This is a genomic window from Ottowia flava (assembly GCF_008017535.1).
GTDB classification, from domain to species: Bacteria; Pseudomonadota; Gammaproteobacteria; order Burkholderiales; family Burkholderiaceae_C; genus Ottowia; species Ottowia flava.
The window spans coordinates 132328-155845 of the sequence record NZ_VRUA01000009.1 but is presented as its reverse complement, the minus strand read 5'-3'; the positions used below and the strand labels follow the sequence as shown (position 1 = coordinate 155845).

Annotated in this window: 24 protein-coding genes; 23 read left to right on the top strand and 1 reads right to left on the bottom strand. The window is 64.1% G+C overall.

The window, feature by feature from the left end:
- The 3 genes from FVQ98_RS19675 to FVQ98_RS11195 form a co-directional block, all read left to right on the top strand.
- On the top strand, nucleotides 1-1483 hold a 1483-nt coding region (locus FVQ98_RS19675), incomplete at its 5' end, for a hypothetical protein (protein ID WP_187265705.1).
- Complete coding sequence (locus FVQ98_RS11200; RefSeq protein ID WP_147913526.1) at nucleotides 1483-2196, top strand: hypothetical protein; 714 nt, start codon at nucleotides 1483-1485, stop codon at nucleotides 2194-2196. The genes FVQ98_RS19675 and FVQ98_RS11200, both read left to right, overlap by 1 nt.
- A gap of 105 nt (nucleotides 2197-2301) precedes the next feature.
- A complete protein-coding gene (locus tag FVQ98_RS11195; RefSeq protein WP_255507737.1) occupies nucleotides 2302-3015 on the top strand; it encodes an aspartate/glutamate racemase family protein in 714 nt (237 codons plus the stop codon).
- Nucleotides 3016-3069: 54 nt separating this feature from the next.
- Here the strand turns inward: FVQ98_RS11195 and FVQ98_RS11190 are convergent, their stop codons facing one another.
- Nucleotides 3070-4320, bottom strand: a complete 1251-nt coding sequence (locus tag FVQ98_RS11190) for a D-amino acid dehydrogenase (RefSeq protein ID WP_147913524.1) — start codon at nucleotides 4318-4320, stop codon at nucleotides 3070-3072.
- A gap of 352 nt (nucleotides 4321-4672) precedes the next feature.
- Between FVQ98_RS11190 and rpsB the strand changes: the two genes are divergently transcribed.
- From rpsB to FVQ98_RS11090, 20 genes are all read left to right on the top strand, one after another.
- The gene (gene rpsB / locus FVQ98_RS11185) at nucleotides 4673-5431 is read left to right on the top strand and encodes a 30S ribosomal protein S2 (protein ID WP_147913523.1); all 759 of its coding nucleotides are present in this window, start codon (nucleotides 4673-4675) and stop codon (nucleotides 5429-5431) included.
- Nucleotides 5432-5572: 141 nt separating this feature from the next.
- Nucleotides 5573-6460, top strand: a complete 888-nt coding sequence (gene tsf, locus FVQ98_RS11180; protein ID WP_147913522.1) for a translation elongation factor Ts — start codon at nucleotides 5573-5575, stop codon at nucleotides 6458-6460.
- A 95-nt stretch (nucleotides 6461-6555) separates the two neighbouring features.
- The gene (pyrH, locus tag FVQ98_RS11175; RefSeq protein ID WP_147913521.1) at nucleotides 6556-7278 is read left to right on the top strand and encodes a UMP kinase; all 723 of its coding nucleotides are present in this window, start codon (nucleotides 6556-6558) and stop codon (nucleotides 7276-7278) included.
- 127 nt (nucleotides 7279-7405) lie between these two features.
- Entirely contained in the window at nucleotides 7406-7966 is a 561-nt protein-coding gene (frr, locus tag FVQ98_RS11170; protein ID WP_147913520.1) for a ribosome recycling factor, read from the top strand.
- A 14-nt stretch (nucleotides 7967-7980) separates the two neighbouring features.
- Nucleotides 7981-8739 (top strand): polyprenyl diphosphate synthase, encoded by a 759-nt coding sequence (gene uppS / locus FVQ98_RS11165; protein WP_147913519.1) that lies wholly within the window; start codon nucleotides 7981-7983, stop codon nucleotides 8737-8739.
- An 18-nt stretch (nucleotides 8740-8757) separates the two neighbouring features.
- Nucleotides 8758-9621 (top strand): phosphatidate cytidylyltransferase, encoded by an 864-nt coding sequence (locus FVQ98_RS11160; RefSeq protein WP_147913518.1) that lies wholly within the window; start codon nucleotides 8758-8760, stop codon nucleotides 9619-9621.
- Nucleotides 9618-10811: a 1-deoxy-D-xylulose-5-phosphate reductoisomerase gene (locus tag FVQ98_RS11155; protein ID WP_147913517.1), complete on the top strand. Its 1194-nt coding sequence runs from the start codon at nucleotides 9618-9620 to the stop codon at nucleotides 10809-10811. The genes FVQ98_RS11160 and FVQ98_RS11155 overlap by 4 nt, the downstream gene beginning before the upstream one ends.
- Before the next feature lie 30 nt (nucleotides 10812-10841).
- A complete protein-coding gene (gene rseP, locus FVQ98_RS11150) occupies nucleotides 10842-12218 on the top strand; it encodes an RIP metalloprotease RseP (protein WP_147913516.1) in 1377 nt (458 codons plus the stop codon).
- A gap of 39 nt (nucleotides 12219-12257) precedes the next feature.
- The gene (gene bamA / locus FVQ98_RS11145; RefSeq protein ID WP_147913515.1) at nucleotides 12258-14555 is read left to right on the top strand and encodes an outer membrane protein assembly factor BamA; all 2298 of its coding nucleotides are present in this window, start codon (nucleotides 12258-12260) and stop codon (nucleotides 14553-14555) included.
- 68 nt (nucleotides 14556-14623) lie between these two features.
- Nucleotides 14624-15070, top strand: a complete 447-nt coding sequence (locus FVQ98_RS11140) for an OmpH/Skp family outer membrane protein (RefSeq protein ID WP_370512949.1) — start codon at nucleotides 14624-14626, stop codon at nucleotides 15068-15070.
- 49 nt (nucleotides 15071-15119) lie between these two features.
- The gene (gene lpxD / locus FVQ98_RS11135) at nucleotides 15120-16106 is read left to right on the top strand and encodes a UDP-3-O-(3-hydroxymyristoyl)glucosamine N-acyltransferase (protein ID WP_147913513.1); all 987 of its coding nucleotides are present in this window, start codon (nucleotides 15120-15122) and stop codon (nucleotides 16104-16106) included.
- A 56-nt stretch (nucleotides 16107-16162) separates the two neighbouring features.
- Nucleotides 16163-16606 (top strand): 3-hydroxyacyl-ACP dehydratase FabZ, encoded by a 444-nt coding sequence (gene fabZ / locus FVQ98_RS11130; RefSeq protein ID WP_147913512.1) that lies wholly within the window; start codon nucleotides 16163-16165, stop codon nucleotides 16604-16606.
- 96 nt (nucleotides 16607-16702) lie between these two features.
- Nucleotides 16703-17491, top strand: coding sequence for an acyl-ACP--UDP-N-acetylglucosamine O-acyltransferase (lpxA, locus tag FVQ98_RS11125; protein ID WP_147913511.1), 789 nt, complete (start codon nucleotides 16703-16705; stop codon nucleotides 17489-17491).
- A 316-nt stretch (nucleotides 17492-17807) separates the two neighbouring features.
- Nucleotides 17808-19046 (top strand): lipid-A-disaccharide synthase, encoded by a 1239-nt coding sequence (lpxB, locus tag FVQ98_RS11120; protein ID WP_255507738.1) that lies wholly within the window; start codon nucleotides 17808-17810, stop codon nucleotides 19044-19046.
- Complete coding sequence (rnhB, locus tag FVQ98_RS11115) at nucleotides 19018-19668, top strand: ribonuclease HII (protein ID WP_147913510.1); 651 nt, start codon at nucleotides 19018-19020, stop codon at nucleotides 19666-19668. The genes lpxB and rnhB overlap by 29 nt, the downstream gene beginning before the upstream one ends.
- Nucleotides 19665-20456, top strand: a complete 792-nt coding sequence (locus FVQ98_RS11110) for a TrmH family RNA methyltransferase (protein ID WP_147913509.1) — start codon at nucleotides 19665-19667, stop codon at nucleotides 20454-20456. Before rnhB ends, FVQ98_RS11110 begins: the two co-directional genes overlap by 4 nt.
- A 167-nt stretch (nucleotides 20457-20623) precedes the next feature.
- Nucleotides 20624-21835 (top strand): glutamine-hydrolyzing carbamoyl-phosphate synthase small subunit, encoded by a 1212-nt coding sequence (gene carA, locus FVQ98_RS11105; RefSeq protein WP_147913508.1) that lies wholly within the window; start codon nucleotides 20624-20626, stop codon nucleotides 21833-21835.
- Nucleotides 21832-22194, top strand: a complete 363-nt coding sequence (locus FVQ98_RS11100) for a hypothetical protein (protein ID WP_147913507.1) — start codon at nucleotides 21832-21834, stop codon at nucleotides 22192-22194. The genes carA and FVQ98_RS11100 overlap by 4 nt, the downstream gene beginning before the upstream one ends.
- Nucleotides 22187-22891 (top strand): hypothetical protein, encoded by a 705-nt coding sequence (locus tag FVQ98_RS11095; RefSeq protein ID WP_187265704.1) that lies wholly within the window; start codon nucleotides 22187-22189, stop codon nucleotides 22889-22891. Before FVQ98_RS11100 ends, FVQ98_RS11095 begins: the two co-directional genes overlap by 8 nt.
- Nucleotides 22888-23517 (top strand): hypothetical protein, encoded by a 630-nt coding sequence (locus FVQ98_RS11090; RefSeq protein ID WP_147913505.1) that lies wholly within the window; start codon nucleotides 22888-22890, stop codon nucleotides 23515-23517. The genes FVQ98_RS11095 and FVQ98_RS11090 overlap by 4 nt, the downstream gene beginning before the upstream one ends.
- Nucleotide 23518: the final 1 nt, after the last annotated feature.

The window sequence follows — 23518 nt, the reverse complement described above, 5'->3', positions numbered from 1 at the left end:
CATGACGGGCATTGACCCGGTGACAACAAGCGCCTTGCGGCTGCTCAATCGTGCGGTAGGCAGTGCTATGCGCATTGTTGGTACGGATGATCCGGCCAGCGGCTTCGCCAGCGATTTCCTTGGAGGTCTGATTCATGCGGGAGCCGCAACTCAAGACGCCGTGAGCGAACCTCATGATCCGCAAGGCGAGTCAGTCGATGAGCAGACACAAGACGAATACCCTGGCCCGGTGTCGACGCAGGGTGAGGAGCCTGTCGGCGCGAGACCTGCAGCGGGAGAAGAGTCAGCGGGTTCAGTAGGCGGCGCGTCTGCTGTCGTAGCCGGCGGCGACCTCCCGAGCGAAGCGGAGATGGCGTTCTGGGCTGACCGGCAAGCTGCCCTCGATGAGTACCTCGACTTGAGTGTTGGTTCCGAATCTGCACCCTTCGACGATGGGTTCGACGAGGTTGGATTCGAGAACGATCCCTCAGATCCAGAAGCAAACGAGGGGGTGGGTAACGATCTGCGCCCCGATCGCACGCAGCCGACAGGCGGGAGCCTGTCGTGGGCCGATAGCGCTGTGGCTGGCAATACTGCGACCTCCGAGGTTGCGCAAGGGGAGTTGGCGCGGATCGAAGCGATTTTGGAGCAGCCGGGAAACAAATTAACAAGGGCAGGTCTATACAACCAATTGGCGATTGAACGATTCCCGGAGCTTAGCCCGGCTGATCAGATTGAGGTGTTGCGAGCTTTTGATACCTACGCAGACACTCTAAATTCCATGGACGGGTACGTGCTCTCGGGGCTTGCGCCAGGAAGTTTGGAAGCAAGGCGTGCAGACCTTGCAATGAAAATCGCGGCTGACTTTGCCCGACAAGCCGGCACCATTCCGTCCGAGGCCGGGTTCGGAGCGGACGCCAGAGCTGGCATGAATGTCGGAATGGCGATGATGATCAATGGAATCGTCGGTCGAGATCGGCTCGGGGTAGGTTCACCCGGTAGACGCATCATTGAGGTGGCGGACTTTCAACCCAGTGCTGGCTCCAGTCCATCCAGGCCCCTACCGAGTGCGGCGGCGCCCCAGACGAGGGAAATTATTGATCTCCTGGCAACGGGGCCGCGTGACGAGGTAATTATCGGAAGCGGGAGGGCGCTCGGTGCAAGATTGCCGCAAGATGTCGAAGTGTCTCCCGTATCGCCGCAACGCCTGGATCTCGAGGATCGGGTGGTGGGCAAGAGTCCAACGCAAAATGCTGTTATGCGAGCAGATGTTGCGATGCTTGAGCGTATGGGCGTTCGTGAAATTAGAATAAATCAACAGCATATCAATGGGAATAACGTTCGAGTGGGCATCAATAAGCCAGATGTGCAAGGAACTTTGCCAGACGGTCGGCGCATCGTTATAGAATATGATACGGATAAATCAAATCGGGGGGCTGCTCATGCGGCTCGAGCTCTGAATAACGATCCGAGTATTATCGTAATTTTGAAGCGAGTGAATTAATGAGAGATGTCGATTTTTTTAGATATAAATATGCGCCAACGACTACGCATATGGTTTTTTTTGATGCCTCGCCAATTGAAGTGGCTGATCTAATATATAGTCACAGGCTAGACTTGTTGTCGCGGACCGATAGAAAAGGCGAGGTGCAAATAGAAAACGTTGATGGCCCGCTTGAGAGTAAGTTAAGGAAATTGCTGCCCTTGACGAATGCAGAGAATAGAATGCTGGTTTCGGGGACCAAGTCAAATTGGGCGCTCTATCTTAGTAATGGAATTCCGGGGACAGACACTGGTTCCTTGCCAAGATATCTAACGCGAACTCTCAAGGTGCGCTCAATTGCGATTGTGATGGTGGTCGATGGACCTGATAGTTTGGGCTCTATGCAGTTCTCTTACAGAAACGGGACGGCTTTGGTAAATCTGGGGACGCCAGAGGCACCGTACTATGATTTTCCAACGAGGTCCGTGGCTGCGCATAGGGAGAGTAAGTGGGAGTTTCGCGAGCATGGAGAGCCCCTCCCATTTGAAGAGTTTGGTTCTTATCGCGAGCGAAGAATCAAAGATCGCCTGACTCCAGAAATGATTGAGAGATATTGCGGGTATCTCGGAATATCGCTTTTTGATTTGAGCTTCTATGACGGGGTGGGGCGGCTTATTGACTTTGCTGCTCCACAGGGCACTGTTGAAGTAAGTTCCTTCCCAAATAGCCCTTGAATAATTTATGAAGTGTTTGCTTTTTTTTTTTTTGAGGCCGATTTGGGTGTAGGCCTGTCAACTCAGAGTTGACAGGGGGGCGGTGCAAACACCAGGATGGAGCAGGTGACCCAGCCACTGCACATCGGCATCGTCGGCTGCTCCGCCGAAGGCGCGGCCCTTTGTTACCGCACCTTGTGCGCGGAAGGCGCGCAGCGCTTGGGCGCCCACCGGCATCCGCAGGTATCGATGCACACACCGTCGCTGCACCGGTATGTCGAATGTCTGGAGCGTGGCGACAGGGCCGAGATTGCTGAGTTGATGCTGGATTCGGCCCGGCGTTTGCAGGCAGCGGGGGCGGACTTCCTGATCTGCCCGGACAACACCATCCATCAGGCCTTCGACCTCGTGCAGGCCGCAACGCCTTTGCCTTGGCTGCACATTGCGCATGAGGTGGCGCGTGAGGCGGCGGCACGCGGCTACCGGAGGGTGGGCATCACCGGGACCGCCTGGTTGGTGGCCAGCGAGGTTTATCCCCAGGCGTTGGAAGCGCAAGGTTTGGCGTGGCTGCGGCCGCGCGAACCGGAGCGCCAAGCCATGGGCCGCATCATCATGGACGAGCTGGTGTACGGCCGCTGTCAGGCCGACAGCGTCGCGAAGCTGCAGGCCCTCATCGCGTCGCTGGCCGCGCGCGGTTGTGACGCGGTGGTGCTGGGCTGCACCGAGCTGCCGCTGGTGTTGAACGACGGCAACTCGGCGCTGCCAACGCTGGATTCGACTCGGCTGTTGGCGCGCGCGGCGCGGGACCATGCGATCGCCAGGGCGTTGCCGGGCGGCTGAGCGGCGGGTGTCGACAGCGCGGGGCGAAGGCCCGTCAGCACGGATCAGGGCGCGTCAGCGCAGGCGTTCAACGCCAAAACCTTCCGCGTCAATTTCCGGTGCACGCCCGCCGATCTGGTCTGCCAGCAGGCGTGCGCTGCCGCACGACAGGGCCCAGCCGCTGGAGCCGTGGCCGAGGTTGAGCCACAGGCCCGGTCGCCCGCTGGCGCCGATGAGGGGCGGGCCGTCGGGCAGCATGGGGCGCGCGCCTTTCCAGACTTGCACGCCTTTGGACAGGCGACCGGCGGAGGGGAACCAGTCGGACAGCACTTTGTACAGCGTGTCCAGCGCGCGCGGGTTGTTCACGCCGGGTTGGCCGCCGATCTCGGCCGAGCCGGCGACGCGCACGCGCTGGCCCATGCGGCAGATGGCGACTTTGTAGCGCTCGTCCATCACGCCGCTGCGCGGGGCAAGGACGGGCTCGGGCACGTGCGCGCTGACCGAATAGCCGTACACCGGCCGCATGGGTAGGCGGATGCCGAGCGGGGCCAATAGCTCGGGCGACTGCACGCCGGTGCAGACGACGAGAGCGTCGAAGTGGTGAGGGGTGGCGTCATTTGCTACATAAAGCGTAGCTGGTTGCGCAGGATCAATGCGGGCTACGGTTGTATTGAATGCAAAATGGACGCCCAGCTGCTCGGCTGCGTCGCGCAGGATCACGGCGAACTGGCGGCAGTTGCCGACCTCGTCCTCGGGCAGGAAGATGGCGGCCGCCAGGGGGGTGTCGGGGTTCAGCGCGGGCTCGATCTGGCGCGCTTCGGCGCCGGTGATTTCATGGAAGGCCACGCCCAATTCGCGCAGCAGCTTCATGCCCGGCTGGGCCATCTGGCGTTCTTTTTCGCCGCGCAGCAGCACCATGTAGCCTTGGCCGCGGTCGAATTCGTAGGCCATGCGGCTGGCCACTTCGTGCAGCCGGCGCCGGCTGTAAAACGCCAGGCGCAGCATGCGCGTGCGGTTGGCGGCGTAGGCGGCGGGGTCGCACGCGCGCAGCCACTGACGCATCCAGACCACGTCGGCTGCGGCGAGCGGGCGGCTGACGCGCACCGGCGCGTGGCGCGCCAGCAGGTGGCGCAGCACCTTGGTCGGCATGCCCGGCGCGGCCCAGGGGGCGACGTAGCCCGGCGCAACCACGCCAGCGTTGGCAAAACTGGAGCCTTCGGCCACGCTGGCGTGGCGCTCGATCACGGTGACCTCGTGCCCGTCGCACGCGAGCTCATAGGCCGTGGTGACGCCGACAATGCCGGCGCCAAGGATCGCGATCTTCATGGAGGGAAACTGCTCGGTGGGAACTACGGAGATGGCTTGGCTCGTCCCCCAATGGGGGTAACGGCGGCCCCCGGGATCATAGAGAAATTCGGGTCGCCGCCCGGTGCGGGATGCATCGGGCAGGGGCGTCGATCATGCCGCAGGCCGCGGGTGAGAGGCGATCCGACAGGAGCGGGCGTGCTAGAATCCGCAGGTTTTGCCGAGTACGGGATGCTGCTGTAACCAGTGGCGTATCGCCCCGGCAGGACAAATCGCAAACCAGCCCCACGAGGTGTTGTCTGCAAGCCGCCATGCGGCGCACGCGGGCAATGAGCGGGCTGGATTTCAGACCCAACCTTGAGAAGGTATCCCCATGTCCGTCACCATGCGTGAAATGCTGGAAGCCGGTGTCCACTTCGGTCACCAGACGCGCTTCTGGAACCCCAAGATGGCCCCGTTCATTTTCGGCCATCGCAACAAGATTCACATCATCAACCTGGAAAAGTCGCTTCCGATGTTCCAGGAAGCGCAGAAGTTCGCCAAGCAACTGGCGGCCAAGCGCGGCACGATCCTGTTTGTAGGCACCAAGCGTCAGGCCCGCGAAATCGTCGCCGAAGAAGCGCGCCGCTGCGGCATGCCGTACGTCGAGCAGCGCTGGCTCGGCGGCATGCTGACCAACTTCAAGACCGTCAAGACGTCGATCAAGCGTCTGAAGGACATGAAGGCCCAGCAGGAAGCTGGTCTGGACAGCATGAGCAAGAAAGAGCAGCTCATGTTCTCGCGCGAGATGGAGAAGCTCGAGCGCGACATCGGTGGCATTCAGGACATGAATGCCCTGCCGGACGCCATTTTCGTGATCGACGTGGGCTTCCACAAGATCGCCGTGTCCGAAGCGCAGAAGCTGGGCATCCCGCTGATCGGCGTTGTGGACTCCAACCACAACCCTGACGGCATCGACTACGTGATTCCGGGCAACGACGACTCGGCCAAGGCCGTGACGCTGTACGCCCGCGGCATGGCCGACGCTGTGCTCGAAGGCAAGGCCAATGCCGTGAATGACGTTGTCAAGGCCGTGCAGGCCGAGGGCGACGACGAGTTCGTCGAGGTCGAGGAAGGCCAGGCTTCCGCCTGAGCATTTCGCCTCCTGCCGCGATGACGCCCGAGCGTCATGCCGTGGCGCTACAAAGGGGCCGCAAGCCCCTTTTTTCGTAAGCCGATTTTTTTGGCGCCGCCCGCGGCGCCACCCACTGAACAGAACCGACGGAGAAACCCAATGGCAGCAATCACCGCAAGCATGGTCGCCGAACTGCGCGCCAAGACCGATGCACCCATGATGGAGTGCAAGAAAGCCCTGACCGAGGCCGATGGCGACATGGCCAAGGCCGAAGAGCTGCTGCGCGTCAAGCTGGGCACCAAGGCCGGCAAGGCCGCCAGCCGCGTGACGGCAGAGGGCGTGATCTCCGCCTACGTGGCAGGCGACACAGGCGCGATGATCGAAGTCAACTGCGAGACCGACTTCGTGACCAAGAACGACATGTTCCTGGCCATGGCTCAGGCTGCAGCCAAACTGGCCGCCGAGAAAAACCCTGCCGATATTGCTGCGCTGGGCGCCATCGCCTACGAGCAAGACGGCTTTGGCCCGACGCTGGAAGACGTTCGCGTCGGCCTGATCGGCAAGATCGGCGAGAATATGAGCTTCCGCCGCTTCGTGCGCAAGGCCGGCAAGGTCGCCAGCTATGTGCACGGCACCCGCATCGGCGTGCTGGTCGAGTACCAGGGCGACGAAGCCGCCGCCAAAGACGTGGCCATGCACGTGGCTGCCATGAAGCCCGTCGCGCTGACCAGCGCCGACGTGCCGGCCGAGATGATCGAGAAAGAGCGCAGCGTCGCCACCGCCAAGGCTGCCGAATCCGGCAAGCCGGCTGACATCGCCGCCAAGATGATCGAAGGTTCGGTGCAGAAATACCTGAAAGAGGTTTCGCTGTTCAACCAGCCGTTCGTCAAGAACGACAAGCAGTCGGTCGAGCAGATGTTGAAGGAAAAGGGCACGACCGTGACCGGCTTCACCCTCTACGTGGTGGGCGAGGGCATCGAGAAGAAGGCCGACGACTTTGCCGCCGAAGTGGCCGCACAGGTCGCCGCCGCCCAAGGCAAGGCCTGATCCACGCCCATCGGCGGTTCACCTGTTGAGGAGTGCGCCGCCGACGTTCAGCCGATTCCGCACCCACCGATTCACCCCAGCCACGGAGCTTGACCATGACCAAAGCGAAACCTGTTCACAAGCGCATCCTGCTCAAGCTCTCCGGCGAAGCCCTGATGGGCGATGACGCGTTCGGCATCAACCGCGCGACCATCGAGCGCATCGTGGACGAGATCGCCGAGGTGACGCGCATGGGCGTGCAGGTGGCGGTGGTGATCGGCGGCGGCAACATCTTCCGCGGCGTGGCGGGCGGCTCGGCCGGAATGGACCGCGCCACCGCCGACTACATGGGCATGCTGGCCACCGTGATGAACGCGCTGGCCCTGGCCGACGCGATGAACAAGCACGGCATGACGGCGCGCGTGATGTCCGCCATCGCCATCGAACAGGTGGTCGAGCCTTACGTGCGGCCGAAGGCGCTGCAGTACCTTGAAGAAGACAAGGTGGTCGTGTTTGCCGCAGGCACGGGCAACCCGTTCTTCACGACCGACACCGCCGCTGCGCTGCGCGGTGCTGAGATCGGCGCCGAGCTGGTGCTGAAGGCAACCAAGGTGGACGGTGTTTATACGGCCGACCCTAAGAAAGACCCGAAGGCCACGCGCTACGCCGAACTGAGCTTCGACGAAGCCATGAGCCGCAACCTGGGCATCATGGACGCCACCGCCTTTGCGCTGTGCCGCGACCAGAAACTGCCGATCAAGGTGTTCTCGATCTTCAAGCCCGGCGCGCTCAAGAGCGTGATCCTGGGCGGCGATGAAGGTACCCTGGTGCACGCCTGACGTTTCTCTGGCGGAGAGTGGATGGGCATGCAGTTGGCCGGTTCCGTTAACACTCTCCTATGCTCGGCTCGGCAACTGAGCCTTCCAACACTTGCGCGGGCAATAATGCGCGATTGGAGATACTGACATGACGATTGCAGAGATCAAATCGACCACGAAAGGCAAGATGGATCAGTCCATCGCTGCCTTTAAGAACAATCTCACCAAAATCCGTACCGGCCGTGCCAATCCGGCGCTGCTCGACACCATTCACGTCGAGTACTACGGCAACAATGTGCCCCTGTCGCAAGTCGCCAACGTTGCGCTCATCGATGCGCGCACGATCAGCGTGCAACCTTGGGAAAAGGGCATGGGTGCCAAGATCGAAAAAGCGATTCGCGAGAGCGATCTGGGCCTGAACCCGGCCAGTATGGGTGACCTGATCCGCGTGCCGATGCCGCCGATGAGCGAAGAGCGCCGCAAGGAAATGACCAAGATCGTCCGTGCGGAGGGCGAGAATGCCAAGATCGCCGTGCGCAACCTGCGCCGTGACGCCAACGACTCGATCAAGCGCATGGTGAAGGACAAGGAGGCCACGGAAGACGATCAGAAACGATCGGAGGCCGAGATTCAGAAGGCCACGGACATGCACATCGCCGAGATCGATGCCTTGGTCAATGCGAAGGAAAAGGACATCATGGAGGTCTGAAGCCCTGGCTTCGAATGGACCACCTCAGCGCGCCCATGGCGATGGCCCGATTCACGGCGGCGGCAACGTCGACAGCACCTCACCACGTCGCCATCGTCATGGATGGCAATGGTCGCTGGGCTAAGAAGTGTCTGCTGCCCCGCATTGCCGGTCACCGGCAGGGAGTTGAATCCCTGCGCCGTTGCATTCGTGCCTGCGCCGAACGCGGCGTACGTGTTCTGACCGTGTTCGCGTTCTCGTCCGAGAACTGGAGCCGCCCAGAAGACGAGGTCAGTGGCCTGATGGAGCTGATGGGTAAGGCTCTCGCAAAGGAGGTCCCGGAGCTACAGCGGGCCGGCATATGCATGCGCTTTGTCGGCGAGCGCGCTTCTCTGTCGCCGCGCATGCAGCAGAGCCTGGCCTCAGGTGAGGCAGCCACAGCAGGCAACAGCGGCATGGTGCTCAACGTCTGCTTCAACTATGGCGGCCGCTGGGACATCGCGCAGGCGGCAGCGCAGGCTGCCGCTCGGGGTGAGCCGATCACGGAAGCCGCGCTCAGCCGTGCGATGGCGCTCTCGCACGTGCCCGATCCCGACCTGCTGATTCGCACCGGTGGTGAGCAGCGCATCAGCAACTTCCTGCTGTGGCAATGCGCTTACAGCGAGTTGTTCTTCAGCGACAAGCTCTGGCCAGACTTTGACGAGGCCGCGTTGGATGAGGCGTTCGCGGCATATGCCGCGCGCGAGCGGCGCTTCGGCAGAACGTCCGCCCAGGTTGCGCAAGCGGCCGGCTGAGCGCAGGAGGCAATTCGAATGCTGCGTCAACGTGTGATCACTGCCCTGGTGCTGATGGCGATCCTGTTGCCGGCGCTGTTTGCGACATCGCCAGTGCCGTTCATCGTGTTGTCCTTGGTGGCCATTGCCGCTGCGGCATGGGAGTGGGCCCGCCTGAATGGCGTAGGAGGTGCGGGCGCCTTAGTCAGCGGCGGGCTGTGCGCGCTGTTGTGTGCCACGTTCTGGTGGCAGGGCGCCGTGCAACGTCCGCTGCCGGGGTTGTGGTTGGCCGCGGGGGCAGCCTGGGTATCGGGCGGTGCATGGCTGCTGCAGCGCAGCGTACCGGGCTGGCCGCAGTGGCCGCGCGGGGTGCGCTGGGCCATTGGTGTGTTCGCGCTGTGCGTCGCCTGGCTGGCCATGGCGCAAGCGCGCACGGTGGGTGTGAACTTCCTGCTCTCGGTGTTCATGCTGGTGTGGGCGGCCGACGTGTTCGCCTATTTCTTTGGTCGCGCGTTGGGCGGCAAGCTGTCTGGCGGGCGAAAGCTGGCGCCGGCCATCAGCCCGGGCAAGAGTTGGGAAGGCGTCTGGGGCGGAATGCTGGGGGTGCTCATCGTGGGCGTCGTGTGGGTCTGGGTAGACCGCACCTACCACACCGATTCGCTCAGTCTCTACAGCCGGTTGTACGCCGTCGGCCCGTGGTTTCTGGTGTTGGCATCGTTGTTCCTGGCGGCCATGAGCGTGGTGGGCGACCTGATTGAATCGCTGGTCAAGCGGAGCGCGGGCATGAAGGACTCAAGCCAGTTGTTGCCTGGCCATGGTGGCGTTCTGGATCGCATCGATGCCCTGCTGCCAACGCTGCCGCTGGCCATGATGTTGATCACTGTGGGGCAGGGCGGCGCATGAGCAGGCAACGGCTCGCGGTGCTGGGATCGACAGGGTCGATCGGCACCAACACACTGGATGTCGTGGCACGCCACCCCGACCGGTTTGAGGTGGTGGCCTTGACGGCGGCCACCCAGGTGGATGCCTTGTTGGCGCAATGTGAGCGATTCCGTCCGCGGGTGGTCGCCATGGCAAGTGCGGAACACGCTGCGCAGCTGGCGGAAAAAATCAAGCAAAAAGGGCTGTCGACGCAGGTGGAGTGTGCGCAGAAAGCTATTGAAAAAATAGCATGCGCTGACGAAGTGGATACTGTCATGGCGGCCATCGTGGGTGCTGCGGGATTGGCACCCTGCCTGGCTGCCGCGCGCGCGGGCAAGCGCCTGCTGCTTGCCAACAAGGAAGCGCTGGTCGTCGGCGGCGACGTGTTCCTGCGCGCGGTGCGCGAAGGCGGAGCCACCCTGCTGCCGATCGACAGCGAGCATTCGGCCATCTTCCAGTCGCTGCCAGACGACCCGGCGAGCTGGCCCGCGCGCATCGACAAGATCATCCTGACGGCCTCCGGCGGCCCGTTCCGCACACGGGCGGTCGAGACGCTCACGGCGGTGACGCCGGAAGAAGCCTGCGCGCACCCCAACTGGGTCATGGGGCGCAAGATTTCGGTCGATTCGGCCACGATGATGAACAAGGCGCTGGAGGTGATCGAGGCGCGCTACCTGTTTGGCATCAGCCCGGACCAGCTTGACGTGGTGATTCACCCGCAGAGCGTCATTCACTCGATGGTGCAGTACAAGGACACTTCGGTCGTCGCGCAACTCGGCACGCCCGACATGCGCGTCCCGATCGCCTATGGGCTGTCGTGGCCGGAACGCATGACCTCTGGCGCTGCGCCGCTCGATTTTCACGCGCTGCAAGGCCTGAGCTTCGAGCCCATCGACAGCGATGGGCATCAGGCGCGCTTTCCGGGGTTGGCGCTGGCTTGGGAATCGCTTCGCGCTGCGTCGGGGTCGTGCGCCGTGCTGAATGCCGCCAATGAGGTGGCGGTGGCGGCTTTTCTCGGGCGTCAGATTCGTTTCGATCAGATCCACCAGGTCAACCGCGCCACGCTCGACGCCGTGTTGCCCGAAGGGCCTGATGGTCTGGAAGCGTTGCTGGCGCTGGACGGCCGAGCGCGTGCCGCCGCGGGGCAGGTGGTTGACCGGCTGTCTGCCTGAACTTTCGCTTGCGTCACGGACCCTAGACCCATGCTGATGACTTTGCTGGCTTTTGTGGTGGCCCTTGGCGTGCTGATCGCCATCCATGAGTGGGGCCACTACCGCATGGCGGTGGCGCGCGGCGTGAAAGTGCTGCGCTTCTCAGTGGGTTTCGGCAAGACCATCGCGCGCTTCAAACCCAAGAAGCAGCGCCCAGGGCAGGACACGGAATTCGTTGTCGGGGCCATTCCTTTTGGCGGCTACGTCAAGATGCTGGATGAGCGCGAAGGCGAGGTCGCCGAAGCAGATCGCCCGATGGCATTCAACACCCAGCCGCTGTCGACACGCGCGCTGATCGTGGCAGCCGGGCCTGTGGCCAACTTGGTGTTGGCCGTGTTGCTGTATGCGCTCGTCAACTGGGTGGGTGTGGACGAACCGCGTGCAGTGCTGTCGCCGCCAGTGGCCGGATCGCTGGCGCAGGCGGCGGGACTGCAGGGTGGCGAATTGGTTCGCGCCGCCGCGCTGGACGGTGACGAGTTGGAGCCTATCGCCTCGTTCGAAACCCTGCGCTGGGTACTGACACGTGGTGCATTGGATGGCCAGGATGTGCTGCTGCAAGTGGCACGCGGCGGCGACGGGTCAGCCCGTGAAGTCCGCCTGCCGCTGTCGACGCTGGAGCGCAAGGACCCGGACGCGCAGTTGTTCCGCGCCATCGGTCTGGTGTCGCCGCTGACGGAGCCCGTGATTGGCGAGGTCATGGCAGGCGGCGCGGCGGCCCGCGCAGGCTTGCAGGCCGGGGACCGCGTGGTTCGGGTCGGTGCGATGGCCGTGGCCGATGGTCAGCAACTGCGCGAATGGATCCGGGCCACTGGTCGGGCGAGCGCTCCTGCGGCGACAGATTGGCACATCGTGCGCGCAGGCGAAACCCGCACGGTGCGCGTGCAGCCTGACGCGGTCGACGACAAAGGCACGCGCATCGGTCGCATCGGGGCTTTGGTGGGCTCGGCGCCTGCCATGGTCACGGTGCGCCAGGGGCCCGTTCAGGGGCTTTGGTCGGGGGTCGTGCGTGTCTGGGAAGTGTCCACGCTGTCGCTGCGGCTGCTGGGGCGCATGTTGGTAGGCGAGTTGTCGCTGAAGAACCTCAGCGGTCCGATCGCGATCGCCGACTACGCAGGCAAGTCCGCGGCCCTTGGGTTGACGTACTACTTAGGCTTTCTGGCCTTCATCAGCGTGAGCCTGGGCGTGCTGAATCTGCTGCCGGTGCCGGTCCTCGATGGGGGGCACCTGATGTATTATCTTTGGGAGGCGGTCACGGGCAAGCCAGTGGAGGGTGTGTGGCTCGAACGGCTCCAATACGTGGGCATGTTCCTGCTGCTGTCCATGATGGCCATTGCGATGTTCAACGACATCACCCAGCGCCTAGGCTAGAACCTTTGTGACCTGCAGGTCACGTCAAACAGTGCATCCATGAAGTCAATCGCTCAACGATTCCGCCTGCGCTCCGTGACCTCGCTCGTCACCCTGGCACTCGCGTCGCAAATGGCCTGGGCGGTGGACCCATTCACCGTGCGCGACATCCGTGTGGAAGGCCTGCAGCGTGTCGAACCGGGCACCGTATTCGCCTCGCTGCCCGTGCGAGTGGGTGAGACCTACAACGACGAAAAGGGTTCAGCCGCCATTCGTGCCCTTTTTGGCCTGGGGTTGTTCACCGACGTGCGCCTGGATGTCAGCGGTGATGTGCTGGTGGTGATCGTGCAGGAGCGACCCACGGTCGCTGCAGTCGATTTCGCCGGCAACAAGGAGTTCAGCAACGAAGTCCTGCAGGGGGTGCTGCGCGATGCCGGGTTGTCGTCAGGCCGACCTTATGACCGAGCCCTGGTCGACCGCATCGAGCAGGAACTCAAGCGCCAGTACATCAACAAGAGCCTTTATGGCGCCGAAGTCGTGACCACCGTCACGCCGATGGAGCGCAATCAGGTTCGCCTGACCTTCAACATCACCGAAGGCCGGGCCGCGCGCATCAAGGACATTGAAATCCTGGGCAACCATGCGTTCTCCGACGGTCAACTCAAGGATCTGTTCGAGCTTGATACCGGTGGTTGGTTGGCCTGGTACACCAAGACCGACCAGTATTCGCGCACCAAGTTGAACGCCGATCTGGAGGCGTTGCGCTCGTTCTATCTGGCGCGCGGTTATCTGGATTTCAAGATCGATTCGACTCAGGTTGCCATGTCGCCCGACAAGGAGTCCATCTCGGTCACCGTCAACGTGACGGAAGGCGATCGGTTCGCGGTGTCTGGCGTAGCGCTGCAAGGCAACTTCCTGGAAAAGGACGATGAGTTCAAGTCGCTCATCACCATCAAACCAGGCGAGGCTTACAACGCCGATCAGGTCGCCGAAACGACAAAGGCCTTCACCGAGCACTTCGGCAACTACGGCTATGCCTTCGCGCAGGTCGAGGCCGTGCCCGAAGTAGATCGCACCAACAATCGCGTGGCGCTCACGCTGAAAGCCGAGCCGGGCCGCCGTGCCTACGTGCGCCGCATCAACGTGCAGGGTAACACCCGCACCCGCGACGAAGTCATCCGACGCGAGTTCCGTCAGTTCGAGTCGTCCTGGTACGACGCTGACCGCATTCGGCTGTCCCGCGACCGGGTGGACCGCCTGGGCTATTTCACTGAGCTGTCGGTCACGTCGGCCGAGGTGCCGGGCGCGCCGGACCAAGTGGACCTCAACGTCGAAGTCAAGGAAAAGCCCACCGGCAACATCTCGATTGGCGCGGGTTACTCTTCCGCCGAGAAACTGTCGTTCACCTTTGGTCTGGCGCAGGAAAACGTGTTCGGCTCCGGCAACCGTCTGGATCTGCAGCTCAACACCGGCAAGTTCAACCGTACCGTGGTGGTCAGTACCACCGACCCGTACTTCACGGCCAACGGGGTGTCGCGCACGGTCGACCTGTATTACAAGACGCAGAAGCCCTATCAGGATCAGGGTGGCAACTACACCCTGGTCACGATGGGCGCAGGCCTGAAATTCGGTGTGCCTATCACCGAGATCGACACCGTCTACCTCGGCATCAACGCCGAGCGCACGCGCATCAAGCCGGGCACCAACATTCCGGCCTCGTACCTGGCGTATGCCAACAAGTTCGGCTATACGAGCACTTCGTTCCCGTTCACCCTGGGCTGGTCGCGCGATTCGCGTGACAGCGCGCTGGCGCCAACTTCCGGGCGCTACCAGCGTGTCCTGGGTGAACTCGGCTTGCTGGGTGACGCGCGCTACGTCAAGGCCAATTACCAATACCAGCAGTACATCCCGCTCAGCAAACAGTACACGCTGGCCTTCAACGGTGAGGCAGGCTGGGGCAAGGGCCTGGGTGGCCGGCCGTTCCCGGTGTTCAAGAACTTCTACTCTGGTGGCCTGGGCTCCGTGCGGGGCTATGAGCAGTCCACACTGGGTCCGCGCGACGTGACCGGCGCATTCATTGGCGGTACGCGCAAGTTCACGCTCAACACAGAGTTCATCACGCCATTCCCGGGCGCCGGCAACGACCGCACGCTGCGCTTGTTCGGCTTCTTTGACATCGGCGCGCTGTATGGCGATGGCGAAAAGATCACCGGCGATGCGCTTCGGTATTCCACCGGTATCGGCTTCAGCTGGATTTCGCCTTTGGGCCCGCTGCGCTTTGCCTTTGCGGTGCCGTTGCGCAAGAAGCCCGGCGATAGAATCCAACGTTTCCAATTCCAGATCGGAACTTCGTTTTGAAGCAGTATCTTTCTTATGGCCTGATGGCACTGGTGCTCACCTGCGCCACGGTGCTGAGCCCGGTGGCCATGGCGCAAGACGGCGTGCGCATTGGCTTCGTGAACACCGACCGCATGTTGCGCGAGGCCTCTTCGGCCAAGGCGGCCCAGACCAAGCTTGAGCAGGAATTCTCGCGCCGCGAGAAGGAAATCGACGACGCCGGCAGCGCCCTCAAGACAGCATCCGAACGCTTCGAACGCGAGGCGCCCACCATGGCCGAGAGCGCGCGCGCTTCCCGCCAGCGCCAGTTGATGGACCAGGACCGCGAGTTCCAGCGCAAGCGCCGTGAGTTCCAGGAAGACCTCAATTCCCGCAAGCAGGAAGAGCTGCAGCAGATCCTTGACCGCGCCAATCGCGTGGTCAAGCAGGTGGCCGAGGCGGAGAAGTACGACGTCATCCTGCAGGAGGCGGTCTACATCAATCCCAAGCTGGATATCACCGACAAGGTGATCAAGGCGCTGAACGGCGCCAAGTGAACCGGCCTGCGCGGCCTGTTCAGTTGTTTTCCTTTTGCCTGATCGTGACGTGACCCTGCGAGCCGGAGCCATTGTCCAATCCCTCGGCGGCGAGTTGTTCGGCGATCCGGATCGCCACATCACCCGCTTGGCGCCGCTCGAAAGTGCCGGATCGACGGAGTTGAGCTTCCTGGCCAACGCCCGCTTGGCGCATCTGCTGGATACCACCCAGGCCGGCTGCGTCATCGTGTCTCCCGTCTTGGCCGAGAGCGCTCGCCAGCGCGGCGACTGCATCGTCGTCGACGATCCCCACCTTTATTTCGCGCGGCTGACACAAATGTGGCGCCGTCTCCATCAGGGCGCGGCGCGGCCGCGCATTCACCCGAGTGCGGTGGTGGAGGAGGGTGCTTTCGTCGATCCCAGCGCCAGCATCGGCGCCCTCAGCTTCGTCGGCCGTGGCGCGCGCATTGGCGCGGAGACCGTCGTCAAGGAGCGCGTCACGATTGGCGAAGATTGCGTGCTGGGCGCGCGCTGCCTGGTGCAAAGCGGCGCCGTTATCGGTGGCGACGGCTTTGGCTTTGCGGGCCACGAAGGCACCTGGGTCAAGATTGAACAGTTGGGTGCCGTGCGCATCGGTGACGACGTCGAGATCGGCGCCAATACCTGCATCGATCGTGGCGCGCTGGACGATACGGTGATCGACGATGGCGTCAAGCTCGACAACCTGATCCAGATCGGCCACAACACGCACGTCGGCAAGCACACCGCGATGGCCGGATGCGTGGGCGTAGCGGGCAGCGCTCGCATCGGCGCCTATTGCACGGTCGGTGGTGCCGGCATGATCGCAGGCCACCTGAGCATTGCCGACCACGTGCACGTATCGGCAGGCTCGCTGGTGTCGCGTTCGATACTCAAGCCCGGGCACTATACCGGCTTCTTTCCGATCGACGAGAATGGCGAGTGGGAAAAGAATGCCGCGACGCTCCGGCAGCTGCATCGTCTGCGCGAGCGCATCAAGCATCTCGAACGGCAATTGGCCGACTCTGAAGACAAATAAGCCTGCAGCGCTTGTTGGGCAAGCGCGAGTAGCTATCAAATATAGAGCATACTGCCATGATGGATATCCACCACATCCTGACCAAGCTGCCGCATCGCTATCCGTTTCTGCTGGTCGATCGCGTGTTGAACATCGACCTGGAAGCCAAGACGATCCGGGCGCTCAAGAATGTGACGGTCAACGAACCCTGCTTTACTGGCCACTTCCCCAAACGCCCGGTGTTCCCGGGCGTTTTGATGCTAGAGGCGCTGGCACAAGCGTGCGCATTGCTGTCATTCGAGGTAACCGGCCTGTCCCTGGACGACGAGTCCGTCTTCTACTTCGTAGGGGTCGATGGCGCGCGCTTCAAGCGCCCAGTGGAACCGGGCGACCAGTTGATTCTGGACGGTGCACTCGAGCGCGTGCGCGGCGGCATCTATCGGTACAACTGCACCGCGTCGGTGGACGGCGAGATGGCGGCCGAAGCCGTGATCATGTGCACCATGCGCAAGGTGGTATGAGCCAAGGCGCTGGACACCTGTCTGCGGCAGCGCCAGGGCTTGGCGCGGACCATGAGGGCCGCAGCTTTCTGACGGTGACCTGCAAGGAGCGCTGATTTGGCGCGCATTCATCCCACGGCGCTGATCGACCCCGCTGCCGAACTGGCGGACGACGTCGAGGTAGGCGCCTATTCGGTCATCGGCCCGCATGTGCGCATTGGGGCGGCTTGCCATATCGGCCCGCATTGCGTGATCGAGGGACACACCACGCTGGGGCAGGGCAACCGCGTCTTCCAGTTCGCCAGCCTGGGCGCGGCCCCTCAGGACAAGAAATACGCGGGTGAACCCACACGCCTGGAGATCGGTGACGGCAACACGATCCGCGAATTCGTCACCATCAACACCGGCACGGTGCAGGACGCTGGCGTCACCCGCGTTGGCAACGACAACTGGATCATGGCCTACGTGCACGTCGCCCACGACTGCCAACTGGGCGACCACATCATCCTGGCCAACTCGGTGCAACTGGCCGGGCACGTGCACCTGGGAGACTGGGTCTTTCTGGGCGGCCTGACTGGGGTGCACCAGTTCGTGCGCGTCGGCGCCCACGCGATGACGGCGTTTCAGTCGCGTCTGGCGCAGGACGTGCCACCCTTCGTCACCGCGGGCGGCAACCCGGCCGAGGCGCAGAGCATCAACGCCGAGGGTCTGCGCCGGCGTGGCTTCACGTCCGAGCGCATTGCGCTGGTCAAGCAGATGTACCGTTTGTTGTACCGCAAAGGGCTGACGCTGGACGCCGCCCGCCAACAGATCGACGCGCTGCGTGGCGAAGTGCCCGAGGCCGACGCCGACATCGCGCTGATGCAGGGCTTTCTGATCCAAGCCACGCGCGGGATCGTGCGCTGAGCACGGCGTCTTGCTGTCGAGAGAGTTGCATGCACATCGCGCGCATTCTGGTGCCCGCTGCTGCGTGTTGATCGCTCAGCGCCATCGCACCGGCCAACATTTCCATCGAGAGGCGTCCGTCCAGATGCACCACATGTTGTCGGCCTTGGCAGAAAGACCCCTTGCAGGATCTTCCGTCTCGCCGTCGCCCAAGCCAGCCCACGCGACCTGAGGCAGGTGATGCGCATGGCGTTGCCGCAACCGATGTACGACGAGCAGAAGGCCGCCCTGGCGGCGCTGGCCGAGGCGCGTATGGGCGTGCGCTGACGTGCAAGCCATCGACACCCTGCCGACCACGACCCCGCTCCAGAGCAGGGCCCCGCGCTTCGCCCTGGTCGCGGGCGAAGCCTCGGGCGACCTGCTCGCCGGGCATTTGTTGGCCGCGCTGCGCCAGCGCTGGCCGGGCCTGCGCAGCGCCGGCATCGGCGGCGCGCACATGGCCGCGCAGGGTTTTGACGCGTGGTGGCCGGTCGAAAAGCTGTCGGTGCGCGGCTACCTGGAAGTGCTGCCGCGCCTGCCCGAATTGCTGCGCCTGCGCCGCCAGTTGGGCGATCGGCTGCTGGCCGAGCGGCCCGATCTGTTCATCGGTGTCGACGCGCCCGACTTCAACTTCGACCTGGAAGCGCGGCTGAAAGCCGGCGGCCTCAAGACTCTGCATTTCGTCAGCCCATCGTTCTGGGCCTGGCGGCCTGAGAAGCTGCAAAAGCTGCAGCGCGCCGCCGATCACGTGCTGTGCCTGTTCCCGTTCGAGCCCGAACTGCTGCAGGCCGCCGGTATCGCCGCCACCTACGTCGGCCACCCGCTCGCGCAGGCGATCCCGATGCAGACGGACCCGGTCGCAGCGCGCGCGGCCCTGGGCATCGACGCACAAGGCCCGGTCGTGGCCTTGCTGCCGGGCAGCCGCCGGGCCGAGGTCGAGCACCTGGGTTCAAGGTTCTTTCAGGCTGCAGCCCTAGTGCAATCTGCGCAACCAGCTACACAATTCATAGTGCCAACGGTGCCTTACCTGTTGCCGCAGGTGCGCCAGCTGGCCGCGGCCAGCGGCCTGGGCAGCGCCGCGCATGTGGTGGAAGGGCAGTCGCACGCCGCGCTGGCCGCGTGCGACCTCACGCTGATCGCCAGCGGCACCGCGACCCTCGAGGCCGCGCTTTTTCACAAGCCCATGGTCATTGCCTACGCCATGCCGGCGCTCAGCTACCACCTGATGTGGCGCAAGCGCCAGTTGCCCTGGGTCGGCCTGCCCAACATCCTGTGTGCGCCCAACGAATGGCTGCACCGCCCGGTCGGCGTGTCGGCGCGTGCATGGGCCGATAAGCCGGGTGCGCCCTTCGTCGTGCCCGAGCTGGTGCAGGACGCGGCCACGCCCGCCGCGTTGGCGGCCGCGGTGCTGGGTTGGCTGGACGCGCCTGAGACAATGGCGGCCACCACGGCGCGCTTTGAACAACTGCACGCAGAACTGCGCCGCCCCACCGCCCAACTCGCCACCGATGCGATCCAAACGCTTCTTGACCGCTGAACAAACCGCGCTGGACTGGTCTGCGCCCGGCCTGTGCGCGGGCGTGGACGAAGCCGGCCGTGGGCCGCTGGCCGGCCCGGTGGTCGCCGCCGCGGTGATCCTGAACCCGCGCCAGCCGATCGCCGGCCTGGCCGATTCCAAGGCGTTGACCGCGCGCCGGCGCGAACAGCTGTTTGCCGAGATCTGCGAGAAGGCGCTGTGCTGCTCCATCGCCGAAGCCAGCACGGCCGAGATCGACGCGCTGAACATCCTGCAGGCGACGCTGCTGGCCATGCGCCGCGCGGTCGAAGGCCTGCGCCTGGCGCCCACGCTGGTGCGCGTGGATGGCAACCGCTTGCCGGTGCTGCCCATGCGGGCCGAAGCCGTGGTCGGCGGCGACGCGCGGGTGGCGGAAATCTCGGCCGCGTCCATCCTGGCCAAGGTGCACCGCGACCGATGGTGCGCGCAGATCGATGCCGATTGGCCGCACTACGGGTTTGCGGCGCACAAGGGCTACGGCACCGCAGCCCACCTGGCGGCCTTGCGCGAGCATGGCGCGTGTGAACACCACCGTCGCAGCTTCGCCCCCGTGGCGCAAGTGTTGGGCGTGGTGTCGCGCGTCACTTTGGAACGCGCGCCGTGAGCGAGGCCGGGCCGGTCTTCATCCAGTCGCGCGACAACGCGCTGGTCAAGGACTTGCGCCGTTTGGCGCAGGACAACGCGGCCTACCGCAAGCAGGGCCGCGTCTGGGTCGAGGGCGATCACCTGTGCCGTGCTGCGCTGGCGCGCGGCTGGCGCCCGGTGATGACCGTATTTTCTGAGTCATATTGGCCTTTGGCGCAGGCGGAGATTGCGCAGGCAGCTCCAAAAAACATAGTAATTGCCGATGGGTTGATGGCCGGCATCAGTGGGCTGGAGTCGCCCGCGCCGCTGGCCTTCGTGCTGGGCCTGCCTGAAGCACCCGCGCTGGCGCCAGATGCCCCCAGCGTCGTGCTGGACCGCGTGCAGGACGCTGGCAACGTCGGCTCCATCCTGCGCAGTGCCGGGGCGTTCGGCTTTGGCCAGGTGCTGGCGCTGAAAGGCACGGCAGCCCTGTGGTCGCCCAAGGTGCTGCGGGCCGGCATGGGGGCGCACTTCGGCCTGCGCCTGGTCGAGGGACTGGCGCCGGGCGACCTGGCCGCGCTGCAGGTGCCGCTGGTCGTCACCAGCTCGCATCAGGGCGATTGGCTGCACCGCGCCGCCTTGCCCTGGCCGTGCGCCTGGGTCATGGGGCACGAAGGGCAGGGCGTGGGCTCGGCCTTGGCCGAGCGGGCGGCGCACGGCGTGCGCATCGCCCAGCCGGGGGGTGAAGAGTCGCTTAACGTCGCCGCGGCGGCGGCCATCTGCCTGCACGCCAGCGCCGCGCAAAACGCCACGCCCAACCGGGTTTAAGGCCTTGGCTTGACGGTGGCGGTGGCTACCTGCACGCTATAATCAGCAGCTTTTCTCGAAACCGCGTCGCCCGACCGCAGTCAAGGCCTTTTTCCACCTGAGATGAGCCGCGCGGCGCGCCGCGTGGCCAGGCAAGAGCGGGCGACCGTCAGACAACGGAGTACCCCGTGCTTTCCACCTTGAGCGGGAAACATCCCGCCGCCATCCTGGCCCTTGCCGATGGCACGGTCTTCATCGGTCAATCCATCGGTGCCGCCGGCCAGACGGTCGGCGAAGTGGTGTTCAACACCTCGATCACCGGTTACCAGGAAATCCTGACCGACCCCAGCTACTGCCAGCAGCTGGTCACGCTGACCTATCCCCACATCGGTAACTACGGCACCAACGCCGAAGACGTTGAAGCGGCCAAGATCCACGCCGCCGGCCTGATCGTGCGCGATTTGCCCCTGCTGGCCAGCAACTTCCGCAGCGACGCCTCGCTCAGCGACTACCTGCAGCGCGCGGGTGCCGTCGCCATCGCCGGCATCGACACGCGCCAACTGACGCGCCTGCTGCGCGACAAGGGCGCGCAAAACGGCGCCATCCTGGCGCTGGCCGCGGGCGAAGTCGCCGGGCAGGCGCAGATCGACGCCGCCCTGACCGCCGCGCGCGCCGTGCCGCCGATGAACGGGCTGGACCTGGCCAAAGTCGTCACCACCCACGCGCCCTACAACTGGGACCAGGCCGAATGGCAACTGGGCGAAGGCTACAGCGTGCAGGCTGCGCCGCGCTTCAAGGTCGTGGCCTACGACTTCGGCGTGAAGTACAACATTCTGCGCATGCTGGCCGAGCGCGGCTGCTCACTGACCGTGGTGCCCGCTCAAACGTCGGCGGCCGAGGTGCTGGCGATGCAGCCGGACGGCGTCTTCTTGTCCAACGGCCCCGGCGACCCGGGCCCGTGCGAATACGCCATCGCCGCAACGCGCACGCTGATCGACAGCGGCCTGCCGGTCTTCGGCATCTGCCTGGGCCACCAGATCATGGCGCTGGCCGCCGGCGCCAAGACCTTCAAGATGGCCAACAGCCACCACGGCGCCAACCACCCCGTGAAGGACCTGGACAGCGGCCGCGTCAGCATCACCAGCCAGAACCACGGGTTTGCGGTGGCGCTGGATTCGCTGCCTGACACGCTGCGCGCCACGCACGTCAGCCTGTTCGATGGCACGCTGCAAGGCCTGGAATTCAAGGGCAAGCCGGCGTTCTGCTTTCAGGGCCACCCGGAAGCGTCCCCCGGCCCGCACGACATTGGCTACCTGTTCGACCGTTTCATAGAAAACATGGCGAAGGCCGGCGCTGGTACTGCGCAGGCAGCTACACAAAAGGGAGTGACCACCGCATGAAGCTTTACAGCTTTCCGCAAGGCACGCTGGAAAAGGCCATCGCCAAGCGCATGATGACCATGGTGGCGCCGCACAAGGAATGGTTTGCCGACCGCTGGTCGCAAAAGCCGTACAAGAAATCGTTCATGGAGCTCAAAGCCATGCCACTGATCACCTTCGTGGCCAAGGGCAAGACCTGGACTGACGAAGAATTCAACGGTGAACTGGCCGCCTGGGACGTCAAGTTCTACGACGCCGAAGTCGAAGTCCTGCGCCCCATGGTCGAAGGCGACGGTCTGCTGCAGCTGATGCAGAAGAACGTGCCGGCCGAACGTGTCCAGGCGCTACTGCGCAAGCTGGACGAGGACCGTCATGCCTAATCAGGTGGTCGGCGGTGCGCGCGGTTTCCTGACGCGCCTGGGCTTGGCCGCCATCGTGGCAGGCGCGGGCTTGGCAGGCTGTGCGCCAATGGGAACAGGCATGGCCGCCCCGTCAACGGCGCGCGTCGACCGGCTGGCGGCGCTGTTCGTGCAGGCGGTGCCGGTTGGCTGGATGGTCGATCGGGTTGCAGCGCGCGACACGCAGTGGCCCTTCCAGAAATACCCAGGCCGATACACACCGACGCAACTGGCGTGCACGCGTGGCGAGTTGACCGCCGACAAGGTGTCGGCCACCCAGCACGCAGACGCGCGCGCGTTCGCGCGTCGCTATCCTGACCGGGTCGAAGAGTCGATCCAGGTGCTGGAAAGTGGGGCTGCCGAAGCCATGGGCCTGCTGATGCGTGCTGGCATGGGCGAGGCCATTTCCGGCCGAAAAGTCGATGCTGGCAGCGTTATGCGATCGCTCTCGGCTGGTCAGTTGCGTGCCTTTAACGAACTGGGCGAGGGTACTCAACATACCGAGCTGCGTCAGGCAATGCGCATCGACGAGCTCGCCAGCGGTGGTAGCCGCGCCCAGACGCACCAGCGTGGCGTGAGGTTGGGCCAGTCACTGCTTGTCGGTCCTATGCTGAGCGCCATGGAGCGCTGCCAGGTTTCGCCCGGCACGCTGTTCGACAAGGCCGGGACGCTGACGTGATCCCGCTGGTGGTGCGCTGGATGGCATGGATGGCGGCTGCGCTGGCGGCCGCACTGGCGGGCTGCGCCCGCCTGCCATTGACGGCGGAAAGACCACCAGAGGATCGCTTTGCCGATGCATTTGTCGAGTTGCTTCCCGTAGCGGCATTGATGGGCCATTCGGCCGAGCGCGACCCACGTTGGCCGTTGGGCGACAGGGCGCGCCTGGTCAGTGACGCGCAGCTGAGCTGCATGCGCCAGTCCCTTTCGCCAGCCGAAGTGCGTGCGTCGCAGCGCCAGGTGGCCCGCGACTATGCGCAAGCCCATGGGGGCACGCTTACGGCTGATCTCGAAGTTCTTGAAGACGGCGCCGCTCGCCTGATCGGTCAGGCCATGCGCGAAGGCGCGGGCCTGCCCATCGAAGGCGGCCGTGCGCCTGCTACGACAGCGGAAACGCGCGCGTTGGCGGCGTTTGCCCGCGACCCGCGGTATGCCAGTCTGCGCGAGGCCACGGGCTTGGCGCGTCTGGCTGGCGGCGAGCCCGCGCCTGCTGGTCAGCGCGGCAAGGACATTGCCAGCGCACTTACCGTCAATTTTCTGACCAACGCTTTCCTGCGTTGCCATATCCCGGTCAAGCTCTTGTATTGAC

Bases quoted from the DNA above. Each gene is read 5' to 3' on its own strand.
- rnhB (WP_147913510.1), top strand. From the start codon at position 19,018: ATGCGATCCAAACGCTTCTTGACCGCTGAACAAACCGCGCTGGACTGG.
- FVQ98_RS11095 (WP_187265704.1), top strand. From the start codon at position 22,187: ATGCCTAATCAGGTGGTCGGCGGTGCGCGCGGTTTCCTGACGCGCCTG.
- fabZ (WP_147913512.1), top strand. From the start codon at position 16,163: ATGATGGATATCCACCACATCCTGACCAAGCTGCCGCATCGCTATCCG.
- uppS (WP_147913519.1), top strand. From the start codon at position 7,981: ATGGACCACCTCAGCGCGCCCATGGCGATGGCCCGATTCACGGCGGCG.
- FVQ98_RS11100 (WP_147913507.1), top strand. From the start codon at position 21,832: ATGAAGCTTTACAGCTTTCCGCAAGGCACGCTGGAAAAGGCCATCGCC.
- FVQ98_RS11155 (WP_147913517.1), top strand. From the start codon at position 9,618: ATGAGCAGGCAACGGCTCGCGGTGCTGGGATCGACAGGGTCGATCGGC.
- FVQ98_RS11160 (WP_147913518.1), top strand. From the start codon at position 8,758: ATGCTGCGTCAACGTGTGATCACTGCCCTGGTGCTGATGGCGATCCTG.
- frr (WP_147913520.1), top strand. From the start codon at position 7,406: ATGACGATTGCAGAGATCAAATCGACCACGAAAGGCAAGATGGATCAG.
- rseP (WP_147913516.1), top strand. From the start codon at position 10,842: ATGCTGATGACTTTGCTGGCTTTTGTGGTGGCCCTTGGCGTGCTGATC.
- pyrH (WP_147913521.1), top strand. From the start codon at position 6,556: ATGACCAAAGCGAAACCTGTTCACAAGCGCATCCTGCTCAAGCTCTCC.
- FVQ98_RS11140 (WP_370512949.1), top strand. From the start codon at position 14,624: ATGGCGCAAGACGGCGTGCGCATTGGCTTCGTGAACACCGACCGCATG.
- tsf (WP_147913522.1), top strand. From the start codon at position 5,573: ATGGCAGCAATCACCGCAAGCATGGTCGCCGAACTGCGCGCCAAGACC.
- bamA (WP_147913515.1), top strand. From the start codon at position 12,258: ATGAAGTCAATCGCTCAACGATTCCGCCTGCGCTCCGTGACCTCGCTC.
- FVQ98_RS11190 (WP_147913524.1), bottom strand. From the start codon at position 4,320: ATGAAGATCGCGATCCTTGGCGCCGGCATTGTCGGCGTCACCACGGCC.
- rpsB (WP_147913523.1), top strand. From the start codon at position 4,673: ATGTCCGTCACCATGCGTGAAATGCTGGAAGCCGGTGTCCACTTCGGT.
- FVQ98_RS11200 (WP_147913526.1), top strand. From the start codon at position 1,483: ATGAGAGATGTCGATTTTTTTAGATATAAATATGCGCCAACGACTACG.